This is a genomic window from Bacteroides sp. L10-4, assembly GCF_013373675.1.
Taxonomy (GTDB): domain Bacteria; phylum Bacteroidota; class Bacteroidia; order Bacteroidales; family Bacteroidaceae; genus Bacteroides; species Bacteroides muris.
This window is the reverse complement of the sequence record NZ_JABXJH010000063.1, coordinates 1-21594: the sequence shown is the minus strand read 5'-3', so window position 1 is coordinate 21594 and position 21594 is coordinate 1. Positions and strand designations below refer to the sequence as shown.

The window sequence follows — 21594 nt, the reverse complement described above, 5'->3', positions numbered from 1 at the left end:
GCTACACTCCCCATTGGGTTTCCCCGCCGGATAAGTCGGTTGGTAGTAGGTTATTATCTCGAAGAACACGAACCTAATCTCTTGCTAAAGAGATATTTATTATGCAGCCTTATGGGCGCACTAGCGGAAGATAAGCTCCCCTTCGCGTCCGGCATCGGTCGCCACGATGATCTGTTCGCTTTCCTTGAATAGCCGGGTGACGGTCTTGATCTGCGACACCACGCCGCTGTCGGGCTTGTAGCCCTTGTCCGTCTTTACCTGACGGGGGACGAGCGTGAAGGTGTCGGGGATGACGGGCAGGTTGTCGCGGACGAAGCCGCGTATGCCGTAGCCGTCGGGCATGGCAAGCTGGACGAGGTGTCCGAACGCCCATGTCACGGCGTAGCCGCCTCCCTCGAAATATCCTTCCTCTCTCTTTGTCGCGCCCACGATGCGGGCGATCTCACGTGCCACAGACGGCTTTTCAGCAATGATTGTCTTCATGTTTTTTTCTGTTTTGAAATTTTCAAATGTTTACTTCGGATTCAGTGGCGGACACGGGGTTACATCCTCATGCCCTTGTTTCTCTTTTTGCCGTTCTCCTGCTGCTGTTGCTGCGCGGTGTCCTTCGGGGCGGTCTGTCCTTTCTGCAACGGCTCTTTCAGGTTCTTGGTCGCTTCGTTGGTCTTGCCCTCGCTGTTCACAGCCACCTGCGTGCGGCTCTCGTTGGATGGGGCGACTTTCTGCGCGTTGTCGGGGTCGGTGTCGTAGCGGTACGGGCGTCCTTTCTCCGGATTGAACCTGATGTACATCGTGGCGTGGAAGCCCTGCTTGTCGGTCACGTTCTCCAGTTTCACGGCTTTGCCCGCCACGTAGTCGGCTTTCTGCTGCTCGGTGAACTCCACGCCGCTCCATTTGCTGATGGGGCGGATACTGCCGTCGGCGTTCGTCCACGAGTTGCGGCGTTGCCGGTTCTGTATGGCTGCGGCGTTCTCCGCGTCCTGTGCCTGTCCCTGTGCGGGGTTGTTCTTGGCTTCCTGTGACTGTGCGGCACGGGGCGACCTGCCGGTCCCCGGCACGAACTCCACGCCTCGCTGCTCCACGTTCACCTGAAGGGTGGTGACGAACTTCCTGCCGTCCTTGCGCTCGATAAGTTTGTCGCGCACGGGCAGCCCGGCGCGGAGCATGTCCTGCTCCTGCTTGGTGATTTCCGTCTTGCCGATGCGCTCCGGTATGCGCACCTTGTTTGCCGGGATGTCGGTAATCTCGTTCGTCTTGCGGTCTATGCTGATGAACGAGGGGATGATCTCGCCCGTTTCCCTGTCCACGATGTCCACGACCCTGCCGAGGTTGCCCGTTTCGCGCAGGTTCTTACGGTCTTCATCGGAAAACTTGTGTTCCTTGTACTCGTCGAGCTTCTGCTCCTTGCGTATGAAGTGCGGCACAAGGCTGACATTACCCTCGCTGTCTTTCTTGAAGGAGAGGCGCGCGTCCAGCTCGAAAGCCTCGCCGCCGAAATTGGGCGACACCCTCACCAAATCGGATTTGCCGTAGTTGAGCATCTTGGTCAGGTCGCCCGACTTCTCAAGGTCATCGCGTCTTACACCCCATTTATCTTCCAGCTCCTGCCAGTTGATCTTGCTCTCGTCGATGGGCTGGTAGCCCCGGTTGCCCTGCGTCTGCTGCGGGCTTTCCTGATTCTGTTCATTTTTCTGTTCCATTTCTTCCTGTTTTTTAGGTTCTTCCTGTTTCTGTTCCGTTTGTTCCGGCTTTTCAGCCGCCTGTTCCTCCTGCACTTTCTTCTCGTAGCCGGAGGTGTCCACCTTGTGGGGCGCAAGCATCTCCTTGTTGCCGTCGGGGTCTTTCAGCAAGTCCTTGATAACCTCCAGCAGTTTGTCGGCTTGGTCTGCCGCGACATGGTAGAAACCGAAGCGGCTGGGTTCCTTGCACTGCCGGAAGAAGTTCTTGAAGAAGTTGTCCAGCACATCGCCGTGGCGGTCAAATTGTAGGAAACTCCGCGCGTTCTCCGCTTTCGCGGGGATGCGCTTTGGTGTGCCGTCGGCGTTCAGCCCGGCTACCACGCTGATTTCGCCCGTCTTCTCGTCACGGACAATCAGCACGTCCTTTTCGTCTTTTTTCTTTGCCATCTGAAAAATGTTTTAATGGTTATTTTTGAAAGAAATTATGGATACGAGCCTTGTAGAAGGCTATATCTTCCTTTTTGAAGTCCTTGACATGGTTGGAAAGAAACTCCAGCACGTCCTCCTCGCTGTAATAGGTCTTTTTGCCGAGCGTCTTGTACGGCAACGCGCCGGTGCTGCGGTAGCGTTGCAGGGTGCGCTTGCTGATCTGGAGCAGCATGCAGAGGTCCTGGTTGTCGAACATCCTGATACGGTCCATCGGGTCCGGGGCTTTGCCGGACGGCTGCAAGGAAAGCAGCAGTTCGTCCTGACGGTCGAGCCGTTCCGTCAGTTTCCGCATCCAGTCCTCGAAATTGTTTCGGGTAAGCAGTTCCATACGTCACGTCCTCCTTCCTCTGGGTTTGCCGCCGCCCGTGCGCAGCGTGTGGTTGCGTTTCAGTTCCGTCGGTGTCGCCGCGTCCTCCACCACGGTGCAGTCCGCAAGCAGGCGGTCGATTTCAGACTGCCGGTAGCGGCACTTGCCGCGAAGCACCACATAGCCGATGCGCTGTTCGCTGCGCATACGCTGGAGGGTGCGGCAACTCACGTTAAGCAGGTGCGCCGCCTCGCGGGTGGTGAGCAGCCTGTCGGGAGCTTCTTCCTTCCTCCCGCCGGAAACGGCACGCACGTGTGCCGCTATCTCGGCTATCTGTTCCGTCAATGCGGTGAAGGCGGAACTTTCCATTGTTATCACTTTCATATTCAGTCCTTTCTTTTGGTTTATGTGGCAAAATTCGGCAATAAACAAAAGGGGCTTTAACAGCTCACTACGTGTCTCACGTAAGATTTTTATGGGAAATGGCTCCGTAACCCGGACAGACAGCGCAACATACAGCCTTTTAGCGTGAAACGGCACGTGTTCATGGCGGCTTCGTTACCTTTGCGGCAAACTCTGAAATGTTTTGCTTATGGAAATAGTATCTATCGAGAAAAGGACCTTCGAGATGATGGTGGCGTCCTTCAACGCCCTCTCGGAGAAGGTTGCCGCCCTGAGGCGCAAGAGCGACGGAGGGCGGCTGGAAAGGTGGCTCACGGGCGAGGAGGTCTGCGGGCAGTTGAGGATCAGCCCGCGCACGTTGCAGACCTTGCGCGACAGGCGGCTTATCGGCTACTCGCAGATTAACCGCAGGTTCTATTACAAGCCGGAGGAGGTCAGACGGCTGATTCCGCTTATCGGCACGCTCTATCCCGGCAGAAGATGATTTGATTTTTATTATTCACCCACTGAATCCGAAGTTATGATGAACGAGAACAATGAAGTGTTTACGATGGAGGACGAGCCGCTTGCCACCGTGGTGCAGAATATGCGCAAAGGCTCCAAATGGCTCTCCGCCTTTCTGGAGAGTTACCGCCCGCCGCTGGACGGGGAGCGTTACCTGACGGACAGGGAGGTGGCGGAACTGCTTCGTGTCAGCCGCCGCACCTTGCAGGAGTACCGCAACAACAGGGTGCTGCCCTTTATCCTTTTAGGCGGGAAGGTGCTTTACCCCGAATCAGGGCTGCGTGAACTGTTGGAAGCGAATTACCGCAAGCCGCTATGATGCTTATTTGGCGTTTTGAAAGAAAAAGGTTATTTTTGCATCATGTTTACGCTTAGTCGTAATCACTTGCTTAATCTCATGTGCGCTTGGGTTTCCAATGCCATCGTACTTCCAGCTTGTCTTGGGAGCAGTATCAATCTTTAATACGTTGGGAAAGGAGACATCGAGTATGACAAGAACTATAATGAAGGCGGTAGGGGCTGTAGCGGCAGGCCGAAACAGAAAAGTTCACATGAAAACAGTAAGTGTAACCATATATTGCGATGAAGGCTCCAAGGGTTCGAATCCCGCCCTGCCACAAAAAAAGCTACCATTATGGTAGCTTTCTTTTTTAACAGAGCATCGTTTTTAACAATACCCGGCTTTTCCGTTCTGTATGAACATCACGTATGCCTGCCGCTTCTCCTTCGAGAGTGCCTTGCCCACCAGCCACGTGCGGAACACGTGCGTGCAGTAGGTGTCCAGCCGGAAGGCGACGGGGATGATGATTTCAAGCGAGTAAACATCCCCGTAAAGACCGTTTTCGAGCTGTATGTAGCGGCATACCTCGTAATCGCTCAGCACGTCCGTCTTTAGAACGGCCCTGATGGCGGCGTTCACTGCCGGGACGCCCGTATGGAACAGTCCGGCGATTTCTCCGGCGGTCATCCATATCTCGTTACCGGTTACGCGGACCGCCTTGTCCTCTATGATGATTATGTCACGTTTCATGGCTTTTCTTTTTTAGATGGTGCAACCTGCAAATTCCTCAATCGTGTTCAATCTCGCGGCAAGGTTCTCCATGTCTTGGTTGAGCTTCTCTTTGGTTATTTTCGCGTATATCTGCGTTGTCTTTATGCTCTTGTGCCCTAACATGGAACTCACAGTTTCGATAGGCACTCCGTTGGAGAGGAACACCGTCGTGGCTGCCGTGTGGCGGCTTTGATGGAATATACACGGCAAAGCAAGCGACAGCGAACAGGTAAAAATTAAACGTAAACCGTTAGAAATAAGCGACATTTCAGTATTCTGCCAAGTTGAGAAAATGCAAACCACAACGGAATATTGAGGTTGTTCAGTTACCAAACCGTTAGCCGGGCTGTTACCGAAACGGGAATAGGTAACAGAAAGCGATAAAAAGAAATCCTCACCGTTTTGTTTGCACTCATACACAGTGTTTTGCATATCAAGGAACGCTTATATGGCAAGTAAATTTGCACTTAAAAATATAAGCGTATGAAAGTAGAAAAATTCAAGGTGCTGCTCTACCTCAAAAAGAGCGGACTGGACAAGTCGGGCAAGGCTCCCATCATGGGACGCATCACGGTGAACCGCACGATGGCGCAGTTCGGATGCAAGCTGTCCTGTACCCCCGAACTGTGGAATCCCCGTGAAAGCCGTCTGAACGGCAAGAGCAAGGAGGCGGTGGAAATCAATGCCAAGATTGAAAAGTTGCTGTTGGCGGTGAATAACGCTTTCGATAATCTGATGAGCCGTAAAGTGGATTTTGATGCAACCGATGTGAAAAACCATTTTCAAGGCAGCATGGAAACACAGATGACCCTTATGAAAATGACGGACGTTATCTGTGACGACCTCAAAGCCCGTATCGGCATTGACCGGGCGAAAGGGACTTATCCCGGTTATCACTATATGCGCCTGACACTCGGTGAATTCATCGAACATCAGTACAAGGTCAAGGATTTGGCATTCGGGCAACTGACGGAGCAGTTCATCCACGACTATCAGGCATTCGCTATGGAAAACAAGGGATATGCGATAGATACCGTTCGCCACCATCTTGCCATCTTGAAGAAGATATGCCGTCTGGCATACAAGGAGGGCTATGCAGACAGGAGCCACTTCCAGCATTTCACCCTGCCTAAGCAGTCAGATAAAACCCCACGGGCATTGAGCCGTGAATCGTTTGAAAAAATCCGTGATGTGGAAATACCTGCTTACCGTAAATCCCACATATTGGCAAGGGATATGTTTCTCTTCGGGTGTTACACCGGGGTCTGTTATGCAGATGTTGTCTCAATTACCCGTGAGAACCTATGTACGGATGAGGACGGGGCTTTGTGGTTGAAGTATCGGAGAAAGAAAAACGAACTTCGTGCCAGTGTAAAACTGTTGCCGGAAGCGATTGATCTGATTGAGAAGTATCACAGTGAGGAAAGGGACACCCTGTTTCCTTTACTGCGCTGGTCAAATCTCAGAAGGCACATGAAGGCGTTAGCTGCACTGGCTGGCATCAAGGACGACTTGTGCTATCATCAGGCGAGGCATAGTTTCGCCTCGTTAATCACGCTCGAAGCGGGTGTGCCTATCGAGACCATCAGCCGGATGTTGGGACACTCCGATATTTCCACCACTCAGGTATATGCCCGTGTCAGCCCGAAAAAACTGTTCGAGGATATGGACAAGTTCATAGAAGCAACCCAAGATTTCAAACTCACCCTATAAACCCAACAACAATATGCGAAGCACTTTTTCACTATTGCCCTATATCAACCGCAGCAAAGTCAAGACTGACGGTACGACCGCCGTACTTTGCCGTATAACCATTGACGGCAAGCAGACAGTCATAAGCACAGGTATCTATTGCCGCCCAGAAGACTGGAACGGCAGGAAGAATGAGATAAAGATTATCAGGGAGAACAACCGTTTACGGGAATACCTGCGTCTGACGGAAGAAGCCTACACCGAGATACTGAAATCGCAAGGCGTGGTCAGTGCCGAAATGCTGAAAAACCACATATCCTTGAACAACATTCATCCGACTACCTTATTGCAAATGGGAGAATGGGAACGTGAGCGGTTGAAGAAACATTCCGAAGAGATTGATTCCACTTCTTCCTATCGGGCTTCAATGTACTACCAGAAGTACCTGACGGACTTTATAGCGTCAACCGGGAAAAAGGACATTCCTCTTGAAGAAGTGACGGAGGATTTCGGCAAGTCCTACAAAGCCCATTTGAAGAAATGCAAGAACTTCGGAGTTTCCCAAACAAACCATTGTCTGCGTTGGCTGAACCGATTATTGTACCTTGCAGTCGATAAGGAGATTATCCGTGTGAACCCCTGCGAGGATTTGGAATATGAAACGAAACCTGAGGCAAGACACAGGTACATCAGCCGTGATGAGTTCAAGAAGATACTTTCCACACCGATGTATGACAAGCGGATGGAACTGGCAAGACGGGCTTTCATCTTCTCGACCCTGACCGGACTGGCGTATGCAGACATACAACTGCTGCATCCCCATCATATCGGGACGAATGCGGAGGGCAGACGCTACATCCGCATCAACCGCAAGAAGACAAAAGTGGAGGCGTTCATACCCTTACATCCCATAGCGGAACAGATATTGTCGCTGTATAACACAACTGATGATGAGAAGCCCGTGTTTCCTCTTCCCAACCGTGATGCCCTATGGTTTGAGGTTCACGAGTTGGGAATAACCATAGGAAAAGAGGATAACTTGACCTATCATCAAAGTCGGCACAGCTTCGGCACTTTCCTGATTTCAGCGGACATACCCATTGAGAGCATCGCCAAGATGATGGGACACTCCAATATCAGGACGACACAGGGATATGCACGGATAACAGACGATAAAATCTCCAAGGATATGGACAAACTGATGGAGCGGAGAAAGAAAATATCGGCTGGCGAAAAGAAAGAGAATAGTAAATAACCATTATAAAATAGATGAATTATGAACAGAGGAATAATAACAATCAGTGAAACGGGGGTGGTCACCGTACCAACTGCCCCCGTGTGGATGACCCAGTTTGAGATAGCCGACCTGTTTGGGGTGTTCTCGTGCGACATCCGCAAGGCGATACGGGCAATCTACAAGAACAAGGAATTGAGTGAAACTTATACAATGAAGTATATCAAGCAAACTGACGGCATCAGCTATGATGTGTATAACCTTGAAATGATTATAGCCATTGCATTCAGGATATGCAGTAAAGAAAGTTTTCAGTTCAGACGGTTCGTAATAAATGAAATCTGCGCCTCCAAGAAAGGAAGTCCGACAACATTGTTCTTCTCTTGCGGTAAGGGCAGTAACCTATGGTATAGTTGAGGTTCATCCCGTCAGCCACCTGTTCCCGATGCTCGGATGCAAAGGTAGCGTGTGGCTTTGACGGCATTGGCAAGGTCAGGCGGCAGAGCCGTTTCAGGCAGAATCTTCCTCAAACGGGTTTGAGCGTATTCCGCCCGAAAACCTTGCCACTGCCATCCACACGCTTGAAAGGCATCCGGCAACGGAAACAAGCGACTGGCGGGAAATCAGAAGAAATAGAGGAACGGCTTACAGACGAAGCTAAACATTGATGCTTCATCTGTAAGCCGTTCCTTTTGTCTTTTTGCCGAAGTTCCATTGCTGCCGCAAACATAGGGCAGACGGCAAACTGCGCTCCTTCAAGAAAATCAGGTTGCCTTCAGTCGGTAGGCGGATTGGTAGCCGTCAGCCAGCATCCTTTCGATGTCGGATTCACGGTAGAGGATTTTGCCGCCCAACTGAATGTAGGCTATACGTCCCTCGTTGCGGTAGTCCTGAAGCGTCCGGCGGCTCACTTTCAACCGTGCCGACACTTCCTTGTCTGTGAAGAAACGCTCCCCGTTCAGTGTCGGGCGGTAGTTTGCGGTCAGATGCTCTACGTTGTCCAGCAGACGGTCAAGGCTGCCCAAGAAGTGGATTATCCACTCGTTGTCTTTGTTAATCAGTTCGTTCATATTACTTTGGATTTAGTGGAATTATTGTTATTACTCTATTCGGTTATCAGATTGTTCTGCCTTTGAACTTTGCTTCTTTTCGCCTGTCCTCCACGATGGAAACGATGCGTTGCACGTCTTCGGGACGGTAATAGGTCTTGTGGTTTATCTGCGAATAAGCCAACGTGCCGTTGTCCCGAAGCGTCTGCAAGGTTCGGGGGCTGATGTTGAGCATCCGGCACACGTCCTGATTGTCCATCCACTCGCTCATTTTCTTTTCGCCGTGACGATGGCAGATGGCATCCATACGGCTGACGAAGCGGTCGAACTTGGCGACCAGTTCCTCGAAGGTCTTTCTCTCGATTGATACGATTTCCATATTGTCTTTCTTTTAGTTGTTACTGTTTCTTTTGCCGCAAAGGAATATATAATCCGTTACCTGACAATAGGTTCCCCGAAAGTGGAAGCGTGTTGCGCTGATACGGCAGTCATTGTCCGGGATGCTGACTTCCCTTTGGCGGCTATCATTCCTTCTCCTGCAAAGAAATACATAATCCGGCATCCGGCAATGGTTTCAATCAGGTCTGGCAGCAAGTGGCACAGGGTGGTAGAGGTTGGCATTGGCTGGAGGCAGCGGTTATCTTCTTAATTCTAAAAAATAGAAAGGTGGCAAGGGGAAAAATAAGGACTTAATTCAAATTCGCCTACAATTGAGTCTTTGCCCTTTCGGGCATATACATCCGGCAAAACGGTGAAGTCCTCACCGCTTTATCAACCGCCATAATGCAAAACCACACAAAATTGCCTAAGAGAATCCAAGTGCTTGACTGACTGTATTAAAGCACCTTACTTTGCTCCCGATAATCGGTCAAGGTGTTTACCAAGACCACAGTTAATAACTTAATCAATTTGTTTTTTACAATGAAGAGAGAACCAAACATTACAGAGCAGCAGGCTCGTGAAATCGTGGAAAAGATGGGACGCAGGGAATCCTACACTCCCAAGTCGATGAATGACATCTACAGACGTATCGGTCTGGAGCCGGATGAGCTGGAACTGCCCGGCAATATCGTTACGGAGGAAACGGAGACCGCTATGGCGGATGAACCGTCAAGTGAGGCGGTCGAGAAAACGGCAATGCTGCAGAAGCGTGTCAGCAGCAAGCAGCGCAGGTTGTCGTTGGAGGAGTACCGCGCCACCTACTTGAAAGTCCCGAAACTTGTCAACCGCAAGCCCGTGTTCGTCAGCGAGACGGTGCGTGACGAACTCGACAGGGTTGTCCGCTTCCTCGGAGGAAAGGGCATGAGCGCATCGGGGCTGATTGAAAACCTCGTCCGCCTGCACCTCGACACCTATCGGAACGACATCGAGCAGTGGCGCAAGCTCTGACGGGATTACAGAAAGTCGGTTGGGCTGGTGAATACACTTCATCGGCTTAACCGATACCCAAGATGAGTGAGTACACCCGGAAACAAATCCGACAGGCGGAGGATTTTTGTGTCCTCAAAGACACAGCAAGGTATATTTTCAGTTACCCGAATAATTCTAAGTAACTGAAAATGCCTTCACCGCCGTGGGCAGAATTATCCTCCGCAGTCGGATAATTTCGGGGTTCTTTAATCAAAGATTAAGCAATAGACAAGCCATAAAATTAAAAGAATTAAGAAGTATGAAAAAGAAGACTAAGTACGGGAGAAATCCCAAGTTGAACCCGAAGACGCACTGCGTGATGGTGCGCTTCGACGATGTGGAATGGAACAGGTTCCTGACGATGTACGAGGAATCGAACGTGTATGCGAAAGCAGTCTTTCTAAAAGCGCACTTCTTCGGACAGAAGTTCAAGGTGCTGAAGGTGGACAAGACGATGCTGGACTACTACACCAAGCTGTCGGATTTCCATGTCCAGTTCCGCTGCATAGGCACGAACTACAATCAGGTCGTTAAAGAGCTGCGCATCCACTTTTCGGAGAAAAAGGCGATGGTGTTGCTCTACAAGCTGGAGAAGTGTACCATCGACCTCGTGAAACTGAGCCGGGAGATTGTGGAGCTTTCGAGGGAGATGGAGGCTAAGTGGCAACAAAGATGGGACGATTCCATGGCATAATGCTCCTTTGATAAGCAGTCCGGCAAGTGAACGAATTCCCACGGGCAATTTCATTGCCGACCATGTCACAATCGTGCGTCCGGGGCTGTATGTCAAGGATGAGAACCGACCGATAGGAATGAAAATGTAAAATTTTAATAGTCCCAAGAAGCCATTTAGAGTGAATTGTAGTCTGAATGGCTTCATTTACATGTTATGTTATAGATAGTTTGAAATAAAATCACTACCTTTGCAAATAGATGTCATACAGACTATTATATGGATAAATTCAATCTCTATATAGATAAAATTGATTTGAACTTTTGGCGCGAACTATGCACCAAAGAGGGTAAGTTACGCTCATACAAAAAAGGTGAATATTTTCTTCATCGTGGAGAAACCACAAAATGTGTATGGGGATTCATTAAACACGGATATTTCAAGTATTCTGTGATAGACTCAGAGGGTAATATTCATATTACCGGATTTTCATTTTGTGATACTCCGATAGGTGATTATTCAAGTCTGGTGATGAATACTCCTGTTGCAGCAGATATTATAGCGGCAAAGGATTCTGAAGTTTATGTATGTAACCGAAACATTGTGGATGAACTATTCGAGAAAGAACCTAAGCTGCATAGTGCTATATCGGACGGATTTTTCATTCAGGCATACGATAGTTTTCTGAATATGTATCGTCTGTCTGCAAAGGAACATTATATCCATTTATTAAGGTGTTGCCCTGATATACTGCAAAACATCACACTTAAAGAATTGGCATCTTATCTGCAAATAACGCCAACATATCTTAGCCGTATTCGCAAGGAGATTACTTTTGGAGAGAAATAGCATCTCCGAAAAAATACCCTTCTGTGCAACTCTCAACTTAGTTTGAGAGTTGTTTCGTTTAATGCCCGTAACTTTGCACTGATTATAACAACCAAAAAAAGTAATATGAACCAACTTAAATTCTGGCATATAGCATTGCTGCTAAGCATATGGTCACTGACAAGTTGCAGTGATGATAATAACGAAAATGAAGCGATTACTCCGTTCTGTCTTGGAGATACTTACTATGAGGTAAGATTAGGACAAGAAACTAACAGCATCTACATAACAAATGGTAGTGGGGATATTAGTTTGGCGATAGAAGATGAAAATATTTTGCAAGCCACTTATAATGGCAAGTTATATGCAGACAAGCCGGGAGGTGTTGTCTCTTTGTTCGGAAAACAGAAAGGAAGTACCATGCTGTCCATTATAGACAATGTGACAGGAGATAAAGAAACTATTGAAGTGAAAGTAACAGATTGCTACCTTGCATACGTTATCAATGACAGCAACTACCCGATATTGCCGGCAGGCACCACACTCTTTTTAGTGAACAATCAAGCTCAGGACTACTATCTGTTCGACCAAGATAACATATATAACAAGCCTATACTAAAAGACAGCGGTTACGAGTTCTTCATCACGCAGAATGCCGACACAGGTGCGGCACCCACTAAATACGCTATTCCCAACTTACGCTTATACAAACACAATCCCGCTGATGCTGGAACTACTGCGTCGAAGTTCTATGATTTCCAAATAGAACTGTATGGCGAAGAAGCCAGTTCTTCGTACGTGCTACAAGTCATTCAAGCCTACTTAGGCGTCGATTGGGAAAGGCTTATAAACAATGCTTTGACCAAATCACCTGCTCCCATAGATATGACTATGATATTGACCGTTCCTGATACAGACTATCGAATAAGAGGAATAATAAGCTTTGTATCCATTCCGAAATACATATTGGATTGATAGATTTCTTGTAATCAACTGAATTCGTATGATGCAGTTACGCAAAATTAAAGTACTTACATTTTTCTTCCTATCGTTCGTTTGCTCCCAAACGACTGTTTATGGGCAAATGATTAGCGGTAAAATAATAGATGCCGAACAACTACCGATAGACGGAGCGACTATTATTCTGCAAGCGATGGATTCGACCTATATAGCCGCATCCATCTCTAATACTGACGGTATATTCGTTTTTAATAGCCAACAGGAAGAATACCGTTTGATAATACAACACATTTTATATGAAACCAAACAAATGGCAGGTAAGGGAAATGATGTCGGAACTATTCAACTTCAACCTAAAGACTATGCTTTGGATGAAATTATTATAAAGGCAGAACGTCCTTTTGTTAAAGTGAAGAATGGACTTTTAGGGTATAATCTTGCTGTCCTTACCCAAAATCAACTTGTAAACAATGCTTATGAAGCATTGACAAAGATACCGGGAGTACAAGAAGAGAGAGGAATACTGACTTTGGCAGGAGCCGGGAAACTGACGATTATTCTAAATGGCAAACCAACAACAATGGATGCCGGACAACTTGAAACGATTTTGCGCAATACTCCGGTTAATCGTGTGGAAAAAGTGGAAGTGATGTACAGTGCGCCTCCTGAATATCATGTACGGGGCGCGGCTATTAATGTTGTTTTAAAGCGTTCAAACGACTACTCTTTTCAGGGTGAGATAAGTGCTGACTATAAAAACCAATACTTCAATGACGGGGGAATGAACGGGAACTTTCGGTTGTCAACTCCTAAAATGGCTTTTGATGTAATGTATGGAGTAAATAACGTAAAAAAAATGGAGTACATAGACCTTGATTCCAAGCATACGCTAAAAGAAGAACTCCATTCTATCACACAAAATGAACAGTTGCGCAGCAAGTATTGGAAGCATGACCTTAGAGCCGCTTTTGAATATAATTTCAACGATAAAAACAATATCAATATTGCCTACACAGGTAGTTATACCCCTGACCAATATAATAACAGCCGGACATCAGGCAATTACCAAACCGGTAATGTTGATAAATATATTGACAATCAAATGCACAATGTCACATTGCAATATCATTCAGGATTCGGTCTTGAAATAGGAGGTGACTATACCTATTATACTTCCAATAATAATCAATGTTTACATACTGATTATCAAAATGGAAATCAGAGTAGTTTCTCTATGGTTGGCGGACAAAAGATAGACCGCTATTCTATTTATGTAGACGGGAAACACTCTTTATCCAAAGGATGGAATTTGGGTTATGGAGTTTCCTATCGATTTGCCAAAGATCTTGATTTCCAAACCTACGATAAAGTGACAGGTGACATTCAAACACAAAATACATATTCCAATCTGAGAGAACAAACTGCCAGTTTTTATGTGTCGTTGAGCAAAAACTATGCAACAGGTACATCTTTATCCGTTTCTGCTACAGGAGAGTATTATACGATTGGCAATTATCATAAATGGGCAGTCTTTCCACAAGCATCATTGACCTATTTTAAAACACCGGAACATCTGTTTCAATTGTCATTATCTACGGATAAAACCTATCCAAGTTATTGGGATATGCAGTCTTCCGTCAGTTATCTTAATGGATATACAGAATTGTGGGGTACACCGAATTTGAAGCCGATGACGAATTATAATCTGAATGGAAGTTATATCTTCATGAAGAAGTATATTTTCAGTCTGTTTTTCACGCATACATCGGATTATTTCACACAAGCCGCCTATCAATCTACCGACAGGCTGGCACTGATCTATAAAAATACAAACTGGAACTATATGCAGCTATGGGGAGCAAATATCATAGTACCCTTTAAAGCAGGAAACTGGCTGGATTCCCGATTCTCCTTAGTCGGAATGCAAATGCACCAACGCTGTGATGATTTTTTCGACATTCCTTTCAATCGGAGGAAATGGGTATTTAGCGGCACATTGGATAACACGTTTAAAGTAAACAAGAATTTATCTTTCGAGTTGATAGGGAATGTACAGACTCCTGTCATACAAGGGACATTTGATATAGAATCTATTTTTAATCTCACTGCCGGATTAAAATGGAATTTTGCAAATGACAAATTGAGTTTATCAGCCCGTTGCAATGACATATTTGATACAGGAATGCCTGCAACAAAAGTCCGCTTTAAGGGGCAACACTTGGATATGAACAGCGGATTTTATTCACGTTCATTTACTTTGCATTTCAGTTATTGTTTTGGCGGATATAAGAAAAAGGAGATAAAAGGAATAGATACATCAAGATTCAGATACTAATTCAAAAATGATATGAGGACATTGTTGCTAACTCTGAGTGTTTTATGCTTATACTCATGCTCATATAAAACTTCTCTGATTACCTATCGAAATGGATATGTATTTAACACCCAGGGTAAAATGATTGGAAACTATTCCAATGGCTATATTTTCACCGAAAATAAAATACTCATAGGATATTACTTCAATGGATATATTTGTGATGATAATCACAATATTATAGGAAACTATGCAAATGGATTTGCAAAAATTGGAAAAACAAAATAATTAATTTTTTTCTGTCAATATCATAGATGTAAACATACAGTGAAACATCTTCAGAAAGCGGTCGCTTTCGGCTATACACTTATTGCATTGTTAATCGGATGTATTGCCTACACTTGGCATCATGAATGGCAGGAAGTGGAAGCATTGGAGGTTGGCAATCGACGTATAAATGAATTCAGGAAGGATGTAAACCGTATTCATATCCGACTGATAGAGTTCTCTTTGTTGGGAGAAACTATATTGGATTGGGACGAAACAGATTTGGAGAATTACCATGCCCAACGTATTGCATTGGACAGTATATTATGCAGTTTCAATGTAACTCACAAAATTGAGCGTGTTGACAGCGTGCGCAGTCTTTTGGAGTATAAGGAACGGCAGATATTCCAGATTGTCCGGTTAATGGATGAGCAACAATCCATCAACAGGAAGATAGCCAGCCAAGAACCGGTGATTGTGCAGAAGATTGTGCAGGAACAGCCCAAGAAACCGAAGCGCAAAGGATTCTTGGGCATATTCGGTAAAAAAGAGAAAACGAAGCCATTGACAACAACGACTACGCTTCGTTCTCCCGATAGAAACATGGTCAGCGAACAGAAAGCACAAAGCCGTCGGTTGTCGGAACAAGCCGACAGTCTTGCGGCTCGTAATGCCGAACTTAACAGACAACTGCGAGGATTGATTTGCCAAATCGAAAAGAAGGTACAATCTGATTTACAAAGCAGGGAAGCCGAGATAACCGCCATGCGTGAAAAATCATTTATGCAGATAGGCGGCTTGATGGGATTTGTCCTTTTGCTGTTGGTCATTTCTTATATCATCATACACCATGATGCAAAGAGCATCAAACGATACAAACGCCAGACAACGGATTTGATAGGGCAATTGGAACAGTCCGTGCAACAAAATGAGGTACTCATAACCTCCCGAAAGAAAGCGGTATATACTATTACCCACGAGTTGCGTACACCGCTGACGGCAATAACAGGCTATGCCGAACTGTTGCAAAAAGAGTGCAGCAATGGGAACAATGTGCATTTCCTTCAAAGCATACAACAATCCTCCGACCGTATGCGGGCTATGCTCAACACTCTGCTGGACTTCTTCCGCTTGGATAACGGCAAGGAACAGCCCAAAATGCAACCTTGCAGAATTTCAGCAATCACGCACATCCTTGAAACGGAGTTCATGTCCGTTGCCATGAACAAGGGACTGTCCTTGACCATGAAGAACGGGAATGATGCTGTTGTATTGACCGACAAAGAGCGAATAGTTCAAATCGGTAACAACCTGCTGTCAAACGCCATCAAGTTCACAGAGAAAGGTGGTGTGTCACTGACTTCCGACTATACCAACGGAGTGTTGACACTGACCGTCGAGGACACCGGTACGGGCATGACCGAAGAGGAACAGCACCATGTGTTCGACGCATTTGAACGCCTCTCAAATGCCGCCGCAAAGGACGGTTTCGGACTTGGACTTGCCATCGTTCATAATATCGTGACGATGCTTCATGGAAAAATCAGACTGAACAGTGAAAAAGGGAAAGGAAGCCGTTTCATGGTGGAAATACCGATGCAAAAAGCTGATGATGTGCCGGAGCAAGTAATACAGACGTATATTCACAGAAAAGACAGAAACCTCAATGTCATCGCCATCGACAATGACGAGGTGTTGCTCCTGATGCAGAAAGAGATGTACGCCCAAGAGGGAATACACTGCGATACTTGCACCGATGCGGCGGAACTGATGGAGATGCTACGCCGGAAAGAATATAATCTGCTGCTGACAGATTTGAATATGCCCGGTATAAACGGTTTCGAGTTGCTGGAACTTCTGCGTTCGTCCAACGTGGGCAATTCACAGATAATCCCCGTGGTCGTGGCAACCGCTTCGGGCAGTTGCGATGCGGAGGAACTTTTGGCAAAAGGCTTTGCCGGATGCCTGTTCAAGCCGTTCTCCATATCGGAGCTGATGGAGGTCTCGGACAAGTGCGGCATAAAAGAAACTCTGGACGGAAAGCCGGACTTATCCACCTTGCTGTCATACGGCAATGAGGCCGTCATGCTGGAGAAACTGATAACGGAAACTGAAAAGGAAATGCGCTTGATGCAGGATGCGGCAACGCGAAACGACCTGCAAGAACTTGATGCCTTGACACACCACTTGCGTAGCTCGTGGGAGGTACTCCGTGCCGACCAACCGCTGAGGGAACTTTACGGATTGCTTCATGGAAAGGCTATACCGGAAGAAAGTGAGTTAAGCCATGCTGTTACCGCAGTATTGAATAAGGGCGCGGAAATAATCCGGCTGGCAAAAGAGGAAAGGAGAAAATACGAAAATGGATAAGACCAGAATAATCGTGGTGGAGGACAACATCGTGTATTGCGAATATGTCTGCAACCTGCTGGCACGGGAGGGCTACCATACCGTGAAAGCTTACCACCTATCGACAGCGAAGAAACATCTGCAACAGGCAACGGATAATGACATAGTAGTTGCCGACCTGCGCCTGCCTGACGGCAACGGTATAGACATGCTGCGTTGGATGCGCAAGGAAGGAAAGATGCAGCCGTTCATCATCATGACCGACTATGCCGAAGTACATACTGCCGTGGAGAGCATGAAACTCGGTTCGATAGACTATATACCTAAAAAACTGATAGAGGACAAACTCATTCCACTTCTCCGTTCCATACAGAAGGAGCGTCAGATGGGACACCGCCGTATGCCCGTGTTCGTCCGTGAAGGTTCCGCCTTTCAGAAAATCATGCATCGCATAAGGTTGGTAGCCGCTACCGATATGAGTGTGATGATATTCGGAGAGAACGGCACGGGCAAGGAGCATATCGCCCATTACCTACACGACAAGAGCAAACGTGCGGGCAAACCCTTCGTGGCGGTTGACTGCGGTTCACTCTCAAAAGAACTTGCGCCGTCGGCATTCTTCGGACACGTCAAGGGAGCGTTTACAGGTGCAGACAGCACCAAGAAAGGGTATTTCCATGAAGCGGAAGGTGGCACGTTGTTTCTGGACGAGGTGGGCAACCTCGCGTTGGAAACCCAACAGATGTTGCTCCGTGCCATACAAGAGAGACGTTATCGCCCGGTCGGTGACAATTCGGACAGAAGTTTCAATGTCCGCATCATCGCCGCCACCAACGAGGATCTGGAGGCGGCAGTGAGTGAAAAGCGTTTCCGGCAGGATTTACTCTACCGTCTGCACGACTTCGTGATAAGCGTGCCGTCGTTGCGTGACTGTCAGGAAGACATTATGCCGTTGGCAGAGTTCTTCCGTGAGATTGCCAACAAGGAACTGGAGTGTAATGTGGGCGGATTCAGTCCCGAAGCCCGTAAAGCATTGCTGATCCACACATGGCCGGGCAACGTGCGGGAACTTCGGCAGAAAATCATGGGTGCGGTATTGCAGGCGCAAGAAGGTGTTGTAACGAAAGAGCATCTGGAACTTGCCGTGACGAAACCGACCTCACCCGTCAGTTTCGCCCTGCGCAATGATGCAGAGGATAAGGAACGGATAATGCGTGCGTTGAAACAAGCGAACGGCAATCGGAGCCTTGCCGCCGAACTGTTGGGAATAAGCAGGTCGGCACTATACAGTAAACTTGAAGAGTATGGACTTAAATATAAATTCAAGCAACCATAGCCGATTTTATTGAATTTGACTATCTGCAAAGGTTTATTATTCAAAAAATAATATTACCTTTGCATTTAGGAAAAGCGTTCTTTTGAATTACTGCAAAACGAAGTGAAACACAGAATTTCGCTGTTTTCTAAATCGTTACCTGTCAAGCTGCAAAAATTTGCAAGTGCTTGAATTTTAGCAAGAAAGAAAATTTGATATGTCTTCTCTGATGCCACGTGATATGCTTGGTTATGCCGCAACGCTTGGCGACGGCACGGATTCCGTACAGGCAGGTCATGTAGTGCGGCACGGGGAATATCCTCCCGTCCTCGCACAGACCCCGGTATTTGTCGATGATGCGCTTGGCTATGTCAAGCAACCGGATATTGGAAACGACACCTGTTTTCTGGCGGTTGATGTTTATCCACTCGTGTTCGTCGAAATAGGTGCGGATATTCTCTTCCGTCAGGTTGCGCATGTCGGCGAATGACAGGCCCGTGAAGGCGCAGAACAGGTATAAATCACGGTATAGCTCCTGCTTGGCGTTCTTCAGTTTGCCCTCCATCAGCAGCCGGATTTCATCTTTCGTCAGGAAACTGCGCACCGTTTCCTCCTTCTTGATTTCGTACTCCCTGAACGGGTCGCGCGTGAGCCACTCGTTGTTGATGGCGATGAACACCATCGTCCGGAGCGGGCAGACATACAGCCACACGGTGTTGGTGCAGCAGTGTTTGTCAGTGCGCAGGAACATTTCAAAATCGGAAATGAAAGCGGGCGTAAGCTCTTTCAGGGCGATGTCCTTCACGCGGTAGCGGATGGTGAGGAACTCTTGCAGGTGCTTGTAAACGGTCTTGTACTTCAAGAGCGTGCCTTTGGCTTTCATGCCAGCCTCCACCTGTTTCTCGTAGTCCTCGTTGTGCTGCCGGAACACCTGCATCAGCGTGTGGTAGCGGTGTTCCAGTCCGAGAAAGGCGTTCTTGACCTTTTCCGCTGTGACGAAGTTGTCACGCTCCATGATTTCCTGATAATGTTTGTTGATGCGCACACGCATCTTATCGAGCATGCGGTTCGTTTCGAGTGCCGCCGAGCTTCTGCCCGTGACACGTCCCCCTTTGGTGTCCCACAGCTTGGGATCGACGGTCAGTTTGCAACTGAACTGCGTCTGGCTGCCGTCCACCGTTATGCGTCCCATGACGGGCACTGTCCCGTCCTTTTTCACTACCTGACGCTTGATGTAGTAGATTACTGAAAATGTACTCTTCATCGTCCTTATTTTTTTTAGGTTCAAAATTAGTTGGTGAAGAGTCCGGTGTCGGTACGCAAAACGGGGAGGAACGGCGCAATCTTTTTCCGTAACCGGATTTGTTGCGTGAGTTGTCAATAACTCACTAATCCTTAACGTCTTGTTTCGCTGTCCGTGTCCGTTTGTCGCCCTTTCGGGCATGGTTACGGACAAGTAACGTAGCGGCGTCCTGATTTGGCTTCAGCGGTGATTGCGATGGCTTCACGAATAATCGGAAGCACGACTAAAACCCCTGTAACTCAATTCTATCACTATATCTTTCCGCATTTCACTTTTTTGTAGTAACTTTGCTTGCATGAAACTGGAAATATCAGATTGGAACATGATTCCTTACGCCGGAGCATGGAGCCGGCAGACGGAATGGTTTGACGCACTTGTACGTGCCAAGCAGGCAGGAGAGGACTATGTCAATCATATTGTGCTCTGCGAGCATCCCCATGTCTATACATTGGGGCGTAGCGGGAAAGAAAGGAATATGTTGTTGGGAGAAGAACAACTGCGCAGGATAGGGGCTACGCTCTATCATATAGACCGTGGCGGAGACATTACGTATCATGGTCCGGGACAGTTGGTCTGTTATCCTATTCTGAACCTTGAGGACTTTTCTTTGGGGTTGAAGGAATATGTGCATCTGTTGGAAGAGGCGGTAATCCGTGTTTGTGCCTCGTTTGGCATCGTGGCCGGACGCCTGGAGAAGGCAACGGGCGTATGGTTGGAGGGCGATACTCCCCGTGCCCGTAAGATTTGTGCCATCGGCGTGCGCAGCAGCCATTTCGTTACCATGCACGGGTTGGCACTGAATGTGAATACCGATTTACGTTATTTCAGCTATATCAATCCCTGCGGATTCATAGACAAGGGGGTCACTTCTTTGCAGAAAGAGCTGGGACATGAAGTGCCGATGGAAGAGGTGAAGGAGCGTCTTTGTAAGGAGCTGGTAAATCTTTTGTCATGAACTATCTGGCACATATATTCCTTTCCGGTCTGAACAGAAAAGTACAGTTGGGCAATTTTGTAGGGGATGCCGTAAAAGGAAGTTCCTATAAAAATTATCCGCCGGATATGGCCAAGGGGATTCAGCTTCACCGCGCTATTGACGACTATACCGACCATCATCCGGCAGTCTGCGAGGTTGTGCATAGGCTTAAGCCTGAATTCGGACGGTATTCGGGGGTATTGCTGGATATTTATTTCGATTATTTGCTGGCTTCCCGTTTCGAGTCGTTTTCCGGGGTTTCCTTGAGGAAGTATACCCGGACTTTTTATCTTTCCCTTCTCTTGAACTATCGCTATCTTCCGCTACGCTTCAAACGTTTCATCTGGCATTTTATCCTGACCGACCGTTTGCGGAAATACGCCACTCTGAACGGAGTAAGAGAGTCTTTGAACATCATGGTGGAATATCATCATATTGATATATCCGTAGACAAGGCAATCCGTTACCTTGAAGAGCACGATGAGGAACTGTTTGCTGTGTTCCGGCCATTTTTTATTGAATTGCAGAAGTTTTGCACTGAATATCGTCATAATTATGAGTCACAACTCTAAGGACGAAGAAGAAATTCGTATCGTGTCGGCAAGAAATTAATTTCCTGCCGGCACGATATTTGTTTCTTGTATCACACGTTGTTAATTTCCTGCATGACATGTTATTGATATCTTGTGCCCTGCTTAATCAGCTTCCCGTACTCCGCTTCTCCCTCGCCAGTACCGAGATGATGTACCCTCCCTTGCTGTTCACCTTGTTCCAGTTCGTCCCATTGAATAT

General features: G+C 47.3%; 22 protein-coding genes and 3 pseudogenes. 15 read left to right on the top strand and 10 right to left on the bottom strand.

Annotated features, from left to right (window positions below; all coding sequences use genetic code 11):
• Positions 1 to 123: 123 nt before the first annotated feature.
• From HU824_RS16625 to HU824_RS16610, 4 genes and pseudogenes are all read right to left on the bottom strand, one after another.
• Positions 124 to 483 (bottom strand): annotated as a pseudogene (locus HU824_RS16625) (toprim domain-containing protein); the annotation flags it as partial.
• A gap of 59 nt (positions 484 to 542) precedes the next feature.
• Positions 543 to 2126 (bottom strand): DUF4099 domain-containing protein, encoded by a 1584-nt coding sequence (locus HU824_RS16620; RefSeq protein WP_176469429.1) that lies wholly within the window; start codon positions 2124 to 2126, stop codon positions 543 to 545.
• A gap of 19 nt (positions 2127 to 2145) precedes the next feature.
• On the bottom strand, positions 2146 to 2496 hold the full coding sequence (locus HU824_RS16615) for a helix-turn-helix domain-containing protein (RefSeq protein ID WP_123550622.1): 351 nt from the start codon (positions 2494 to 2496) through the stop codon (positions 2146 to 2148).
• 3 nt (positions 2497 to 2499) lie between these two features.
• Positions 2500 to 2844: a helix-turn-helix domain-containing protein gene (locus tag HU824_RS16610; RefSeq protein ID WP_123400611.1), complete on the bottom strand. Its 345-nt coding sequence runs from the start codon at positions 2842 to 2844 to the stop codon at positions 2500 to 2502.
• Between the two features lie 223 nt (positions 2845 to 3067).
• On the opposite strand from HU824_RS16610, the gene HU824_RS16605 reads away from it, so the two are divergent.
• The gene (locus HU824_RS16605) at positions 3068 to 3361 is read left to right on the top strand and encodes a helix-turn-helix domain-containing protein (protein ID WP_123550623.1); all 294 of its coding nucleotides are present in this window, start codon (positions 3068 to 3070) and stop codon (positions 3359 to 3361) included.
• Positions 3362 to 3397: 36 nt separating this feature from the next.
• Positions 3398 to 3700, top strand: a complete 303-nt coding sequence (locus tag HU824_RS16600) for a helix-turn-helix domain-containing protein (protein ID WP_121737171.1) — start codon at positions 3398 to 3400, stop codon at positions 3698 to 3700.
• Between the two features lie 348 nt (positions 3701 to 4048).
• On the opposite strand, the gene HU824_RS16595 is transcribed toward HU824_RS16600, so the two are convergent.
• Entirely contained in the window at positions 4049 to 4411 is a 363-nt protein-coding gene (locus HU824_RS16595) for a RhuM protein (protein ID WP_121737170.1), read from the bottom strand.
• 12 nt (positions 4412 to 4423) lie between these two features.
• Positions 4424 to 4630, bottom strand: a pseudogene (locus HU824_RS19860) (tyrosine-type recombinase/integrase); the annotation flags it as partial.
• A 285-nt stretch (positions 4631 to 4915) separates the two neighbouring features.
• Here HU824_RS19860 and HU824_RS16585 point away from each other — a divergent pair.
• The 4 genes from HU824_RS16585 to HU824_RS16570 are packed head-to-tail and all read left to right on the top strand — an operon-like array spanning position 4916 to position 8026.
• Positions 4916 to 6145, top strand: a complete 1230-nt coding sequence (locus HU824_RS16585; RefSeq protein WP_121773634.1) for a site-specific integrase — start codon at positions 4916 to 4918, stop codon at positions 6143 to 6145.
• Between the two features lie 13 nt (positions 6146 to 6158).
• Positions 6159 to 7379 (top strand): site-specific integrase, encoded by a 1221-nt coding sequence (locus tag HU824_RS16580; RefSeq protein WP_121773633.1) that lies wholly within the window; start codon positions 6159 to 6161, stop codon positions 7377 to 7379.
• A gap of 21 nt (positions 7380 to 7400) precedes the next feature.
• Positions 7401 to 7775: a hypothetical protein gene (locus HU824_RS16575; protein WP_057329352.1), complete on the top strand. Its 375-nt coding sequence runs from the start codon at positions 7401 to 7403 to the stop codon at positions 7773 to 7775.
• A complete protein-coding gene (locus tag HU824_RS16570) occupies positions 7772 to 8026 on the top strand; it encodes a hypothetical protein (RefSeq protein ID WP_081032024.1) in 255 nt (84 codons plus the stop codon). The genes HU824_RS16575 and HU824_RS16570 overlap by 4 nt, the downstream gene beginning before the upstream one ends.
• Before the next feature lie 96 nt (positions 8027 to 8122).
• Here the strand turns inward: HU824_RS16570 and HU824_RS16565 are convergent, their stop codons facing one another.
• The 3 genes from HU824_RS16565 to HU824_RS16555 are packed head-to-tail and all read right to left on the bottom strand — an operon-like array spanning position 8123 to position 9028.
• On the bottom strand, positions 8123 to 8428 hold the full coding sequence (locus HU824_RS16565; protein ID WP_057329351.1) for a helix-turn-helix domain-containing protein: 306 nt from the start codon (positions 8426 to 8428) through the stop codon (positions 8123 to 8125).
• A 46-nt stretch (positions 8429 to 8474) separates the two neighbouring features.
• The gene (locus HU824_RS16560) at positions 8475 to 8786 is read right to left on the bottom strand and encodes a helix-turn-helix domain-containing protein (RefSeq protein WP_057329350.1); all 312 of its coding nucleotides are present in this window, start codon (positions 8784 to 8786) and stop codon (positions 8475 to 8477) included.
• A 56-nt stretch (positions 8787 to 8842) separates the two neighbouring features.
• Complete coding sequence (locus HU824_RS16555; RefSeq protein WP_155268273.1) at positions 8843 to 9028, bottom strand: hypothetical protein; 186 nt, start codon at positions 9026 to 9028, stop codon at positions 8843 to 8845.
• Positions 9029 to 9328: 300 nt separating this feature from the next.
• Between HU824_RS16555 and HU824_RS16550 the strand changes: the two genes are divergently transcribed.
• The 7 genes from HU824_RS16550 to HU824_RS16520 all read left to right on the top strand — a co-directional run bounded on the left by HU824_RS16550 (position 9329) and on the right by HU824_RS16520 (position 18544).
• Positions 9329 to 9796, top strand: a complete 468-nt coding sequence (locus tag HU824_RS16550; protein ID WP_121773632.1) for a DUF3408 domain-containing protein — start codon at positions 9329 to 9331, stop codon at positions 9794 to 9796.
• Between the two features lie 280 nt (positions 9797 to 10076).
• Entirely contained in the window at positions 10077 to 10511 is a 435-nt protein-coding gene (gene mobA, locus HU824_RS16545) for a conjugal transfer protein MobA (protein WP_121737300.1), read from the top strand.
• 258 nt (positions 10512 to 10769) lie between these two features.
• Positions 10770 to 11339, top strand: coding sequence for a Crp/Fnr family transcriptional regulator (locus tag HU824_RS16540; RefSeq protein WP_027201740.1), 570 nt, complete (start codon positions 10770 to 10772; stop codon positions 11337 to 11339).
• 105 nt (positions 11340 to 11444) lie between these two features.
• Positions 11445 to 12293, top strand: a complete 849-nt coding sequence (locus tag HU824_RS16535) for a hypothetical protein (protein WP_027201741.1) — start codon at positions 11445 to 11447, stop codon at positions 12291 to 12293.
• 28 nt (positions 12294 to 12321) lie between these two features.
• A complete protein-coding gene (locus HU824_RS16530; protein ID WP_034502598.1) occupies positions 12322 to 14613 on the top strand; it encodes a TonB-dependent receptor domain-containing protein in 2292 nt (763 codons plus the stop codon).
• 306 nt (positions 14614 to 14919) lie between these two features.
• The gene (locus tag HU824_RS16525) at positions 14920 to 17229 is read left to right on the top strand and encodes an ATP-binding protein (protein WP_027201743.1); all 2310 of its coding nucleotides are present in this window, start codon (positions 14920 to 14922) and stop codon (positions 17227 to 17229) included.
• Positions 17222 to 18544, top strand: a complete 1323-nt coding sequence (locus tag HU824_RS16520; protein WP_027201744.1) for a sigma-54 dependent transcriptional regulator — start codon at positions 17222 to 17224, stop codon at positions 18542 to 18544. Before HU824_RS16525 ends, HU824_RS16520 begins: the two co-directional genes overlap by 8 nt.
• 196 nt (positions 18545 to 18740) lie before the next feature.
• Here the strand turns inward: HU824_RS16520 and HU824_RS16515 are convergent.
• Positions 18741 to 19787, bottom strand: a pseudogene (locus HU824_RS16515) (site-specific integrase); the annotation flags it as partial.
• 334 nt (positions 19788 to 20121) lie between these two features.
• Here HU824_RS16515 and lipB point away from each other — a divergent pair.
• Positions 20122 to 20781 carry a lipoyl(octanoyl) transferase LipB gene (lipB, locus tag HU824_RS16510; RefSeq protein WP_176469428.1) on the top strand — a complete coding sequence of 220 codons (660 nt, stop codon included), beginning with the start codon at positions 20122 to 20124 and terminating at the stop codon, positions 20779 to 20781.
• Positions 20778 to 21374, top strand: coding sequence for an ACP phosphodiesterase (locus HU824_RS16505; RefSeq protein ID WP_176469427.1), 597 nt, complete (start codon positions 20778 to 20780; stop codon positions 21372 to 21374). The genes lipB and HU824_RS16505 overlap by 4 nt, the downstream gene beginning before the upstream one ends.
• Positions 21375 to 21594: the final 220 nt, after the last annotated feature.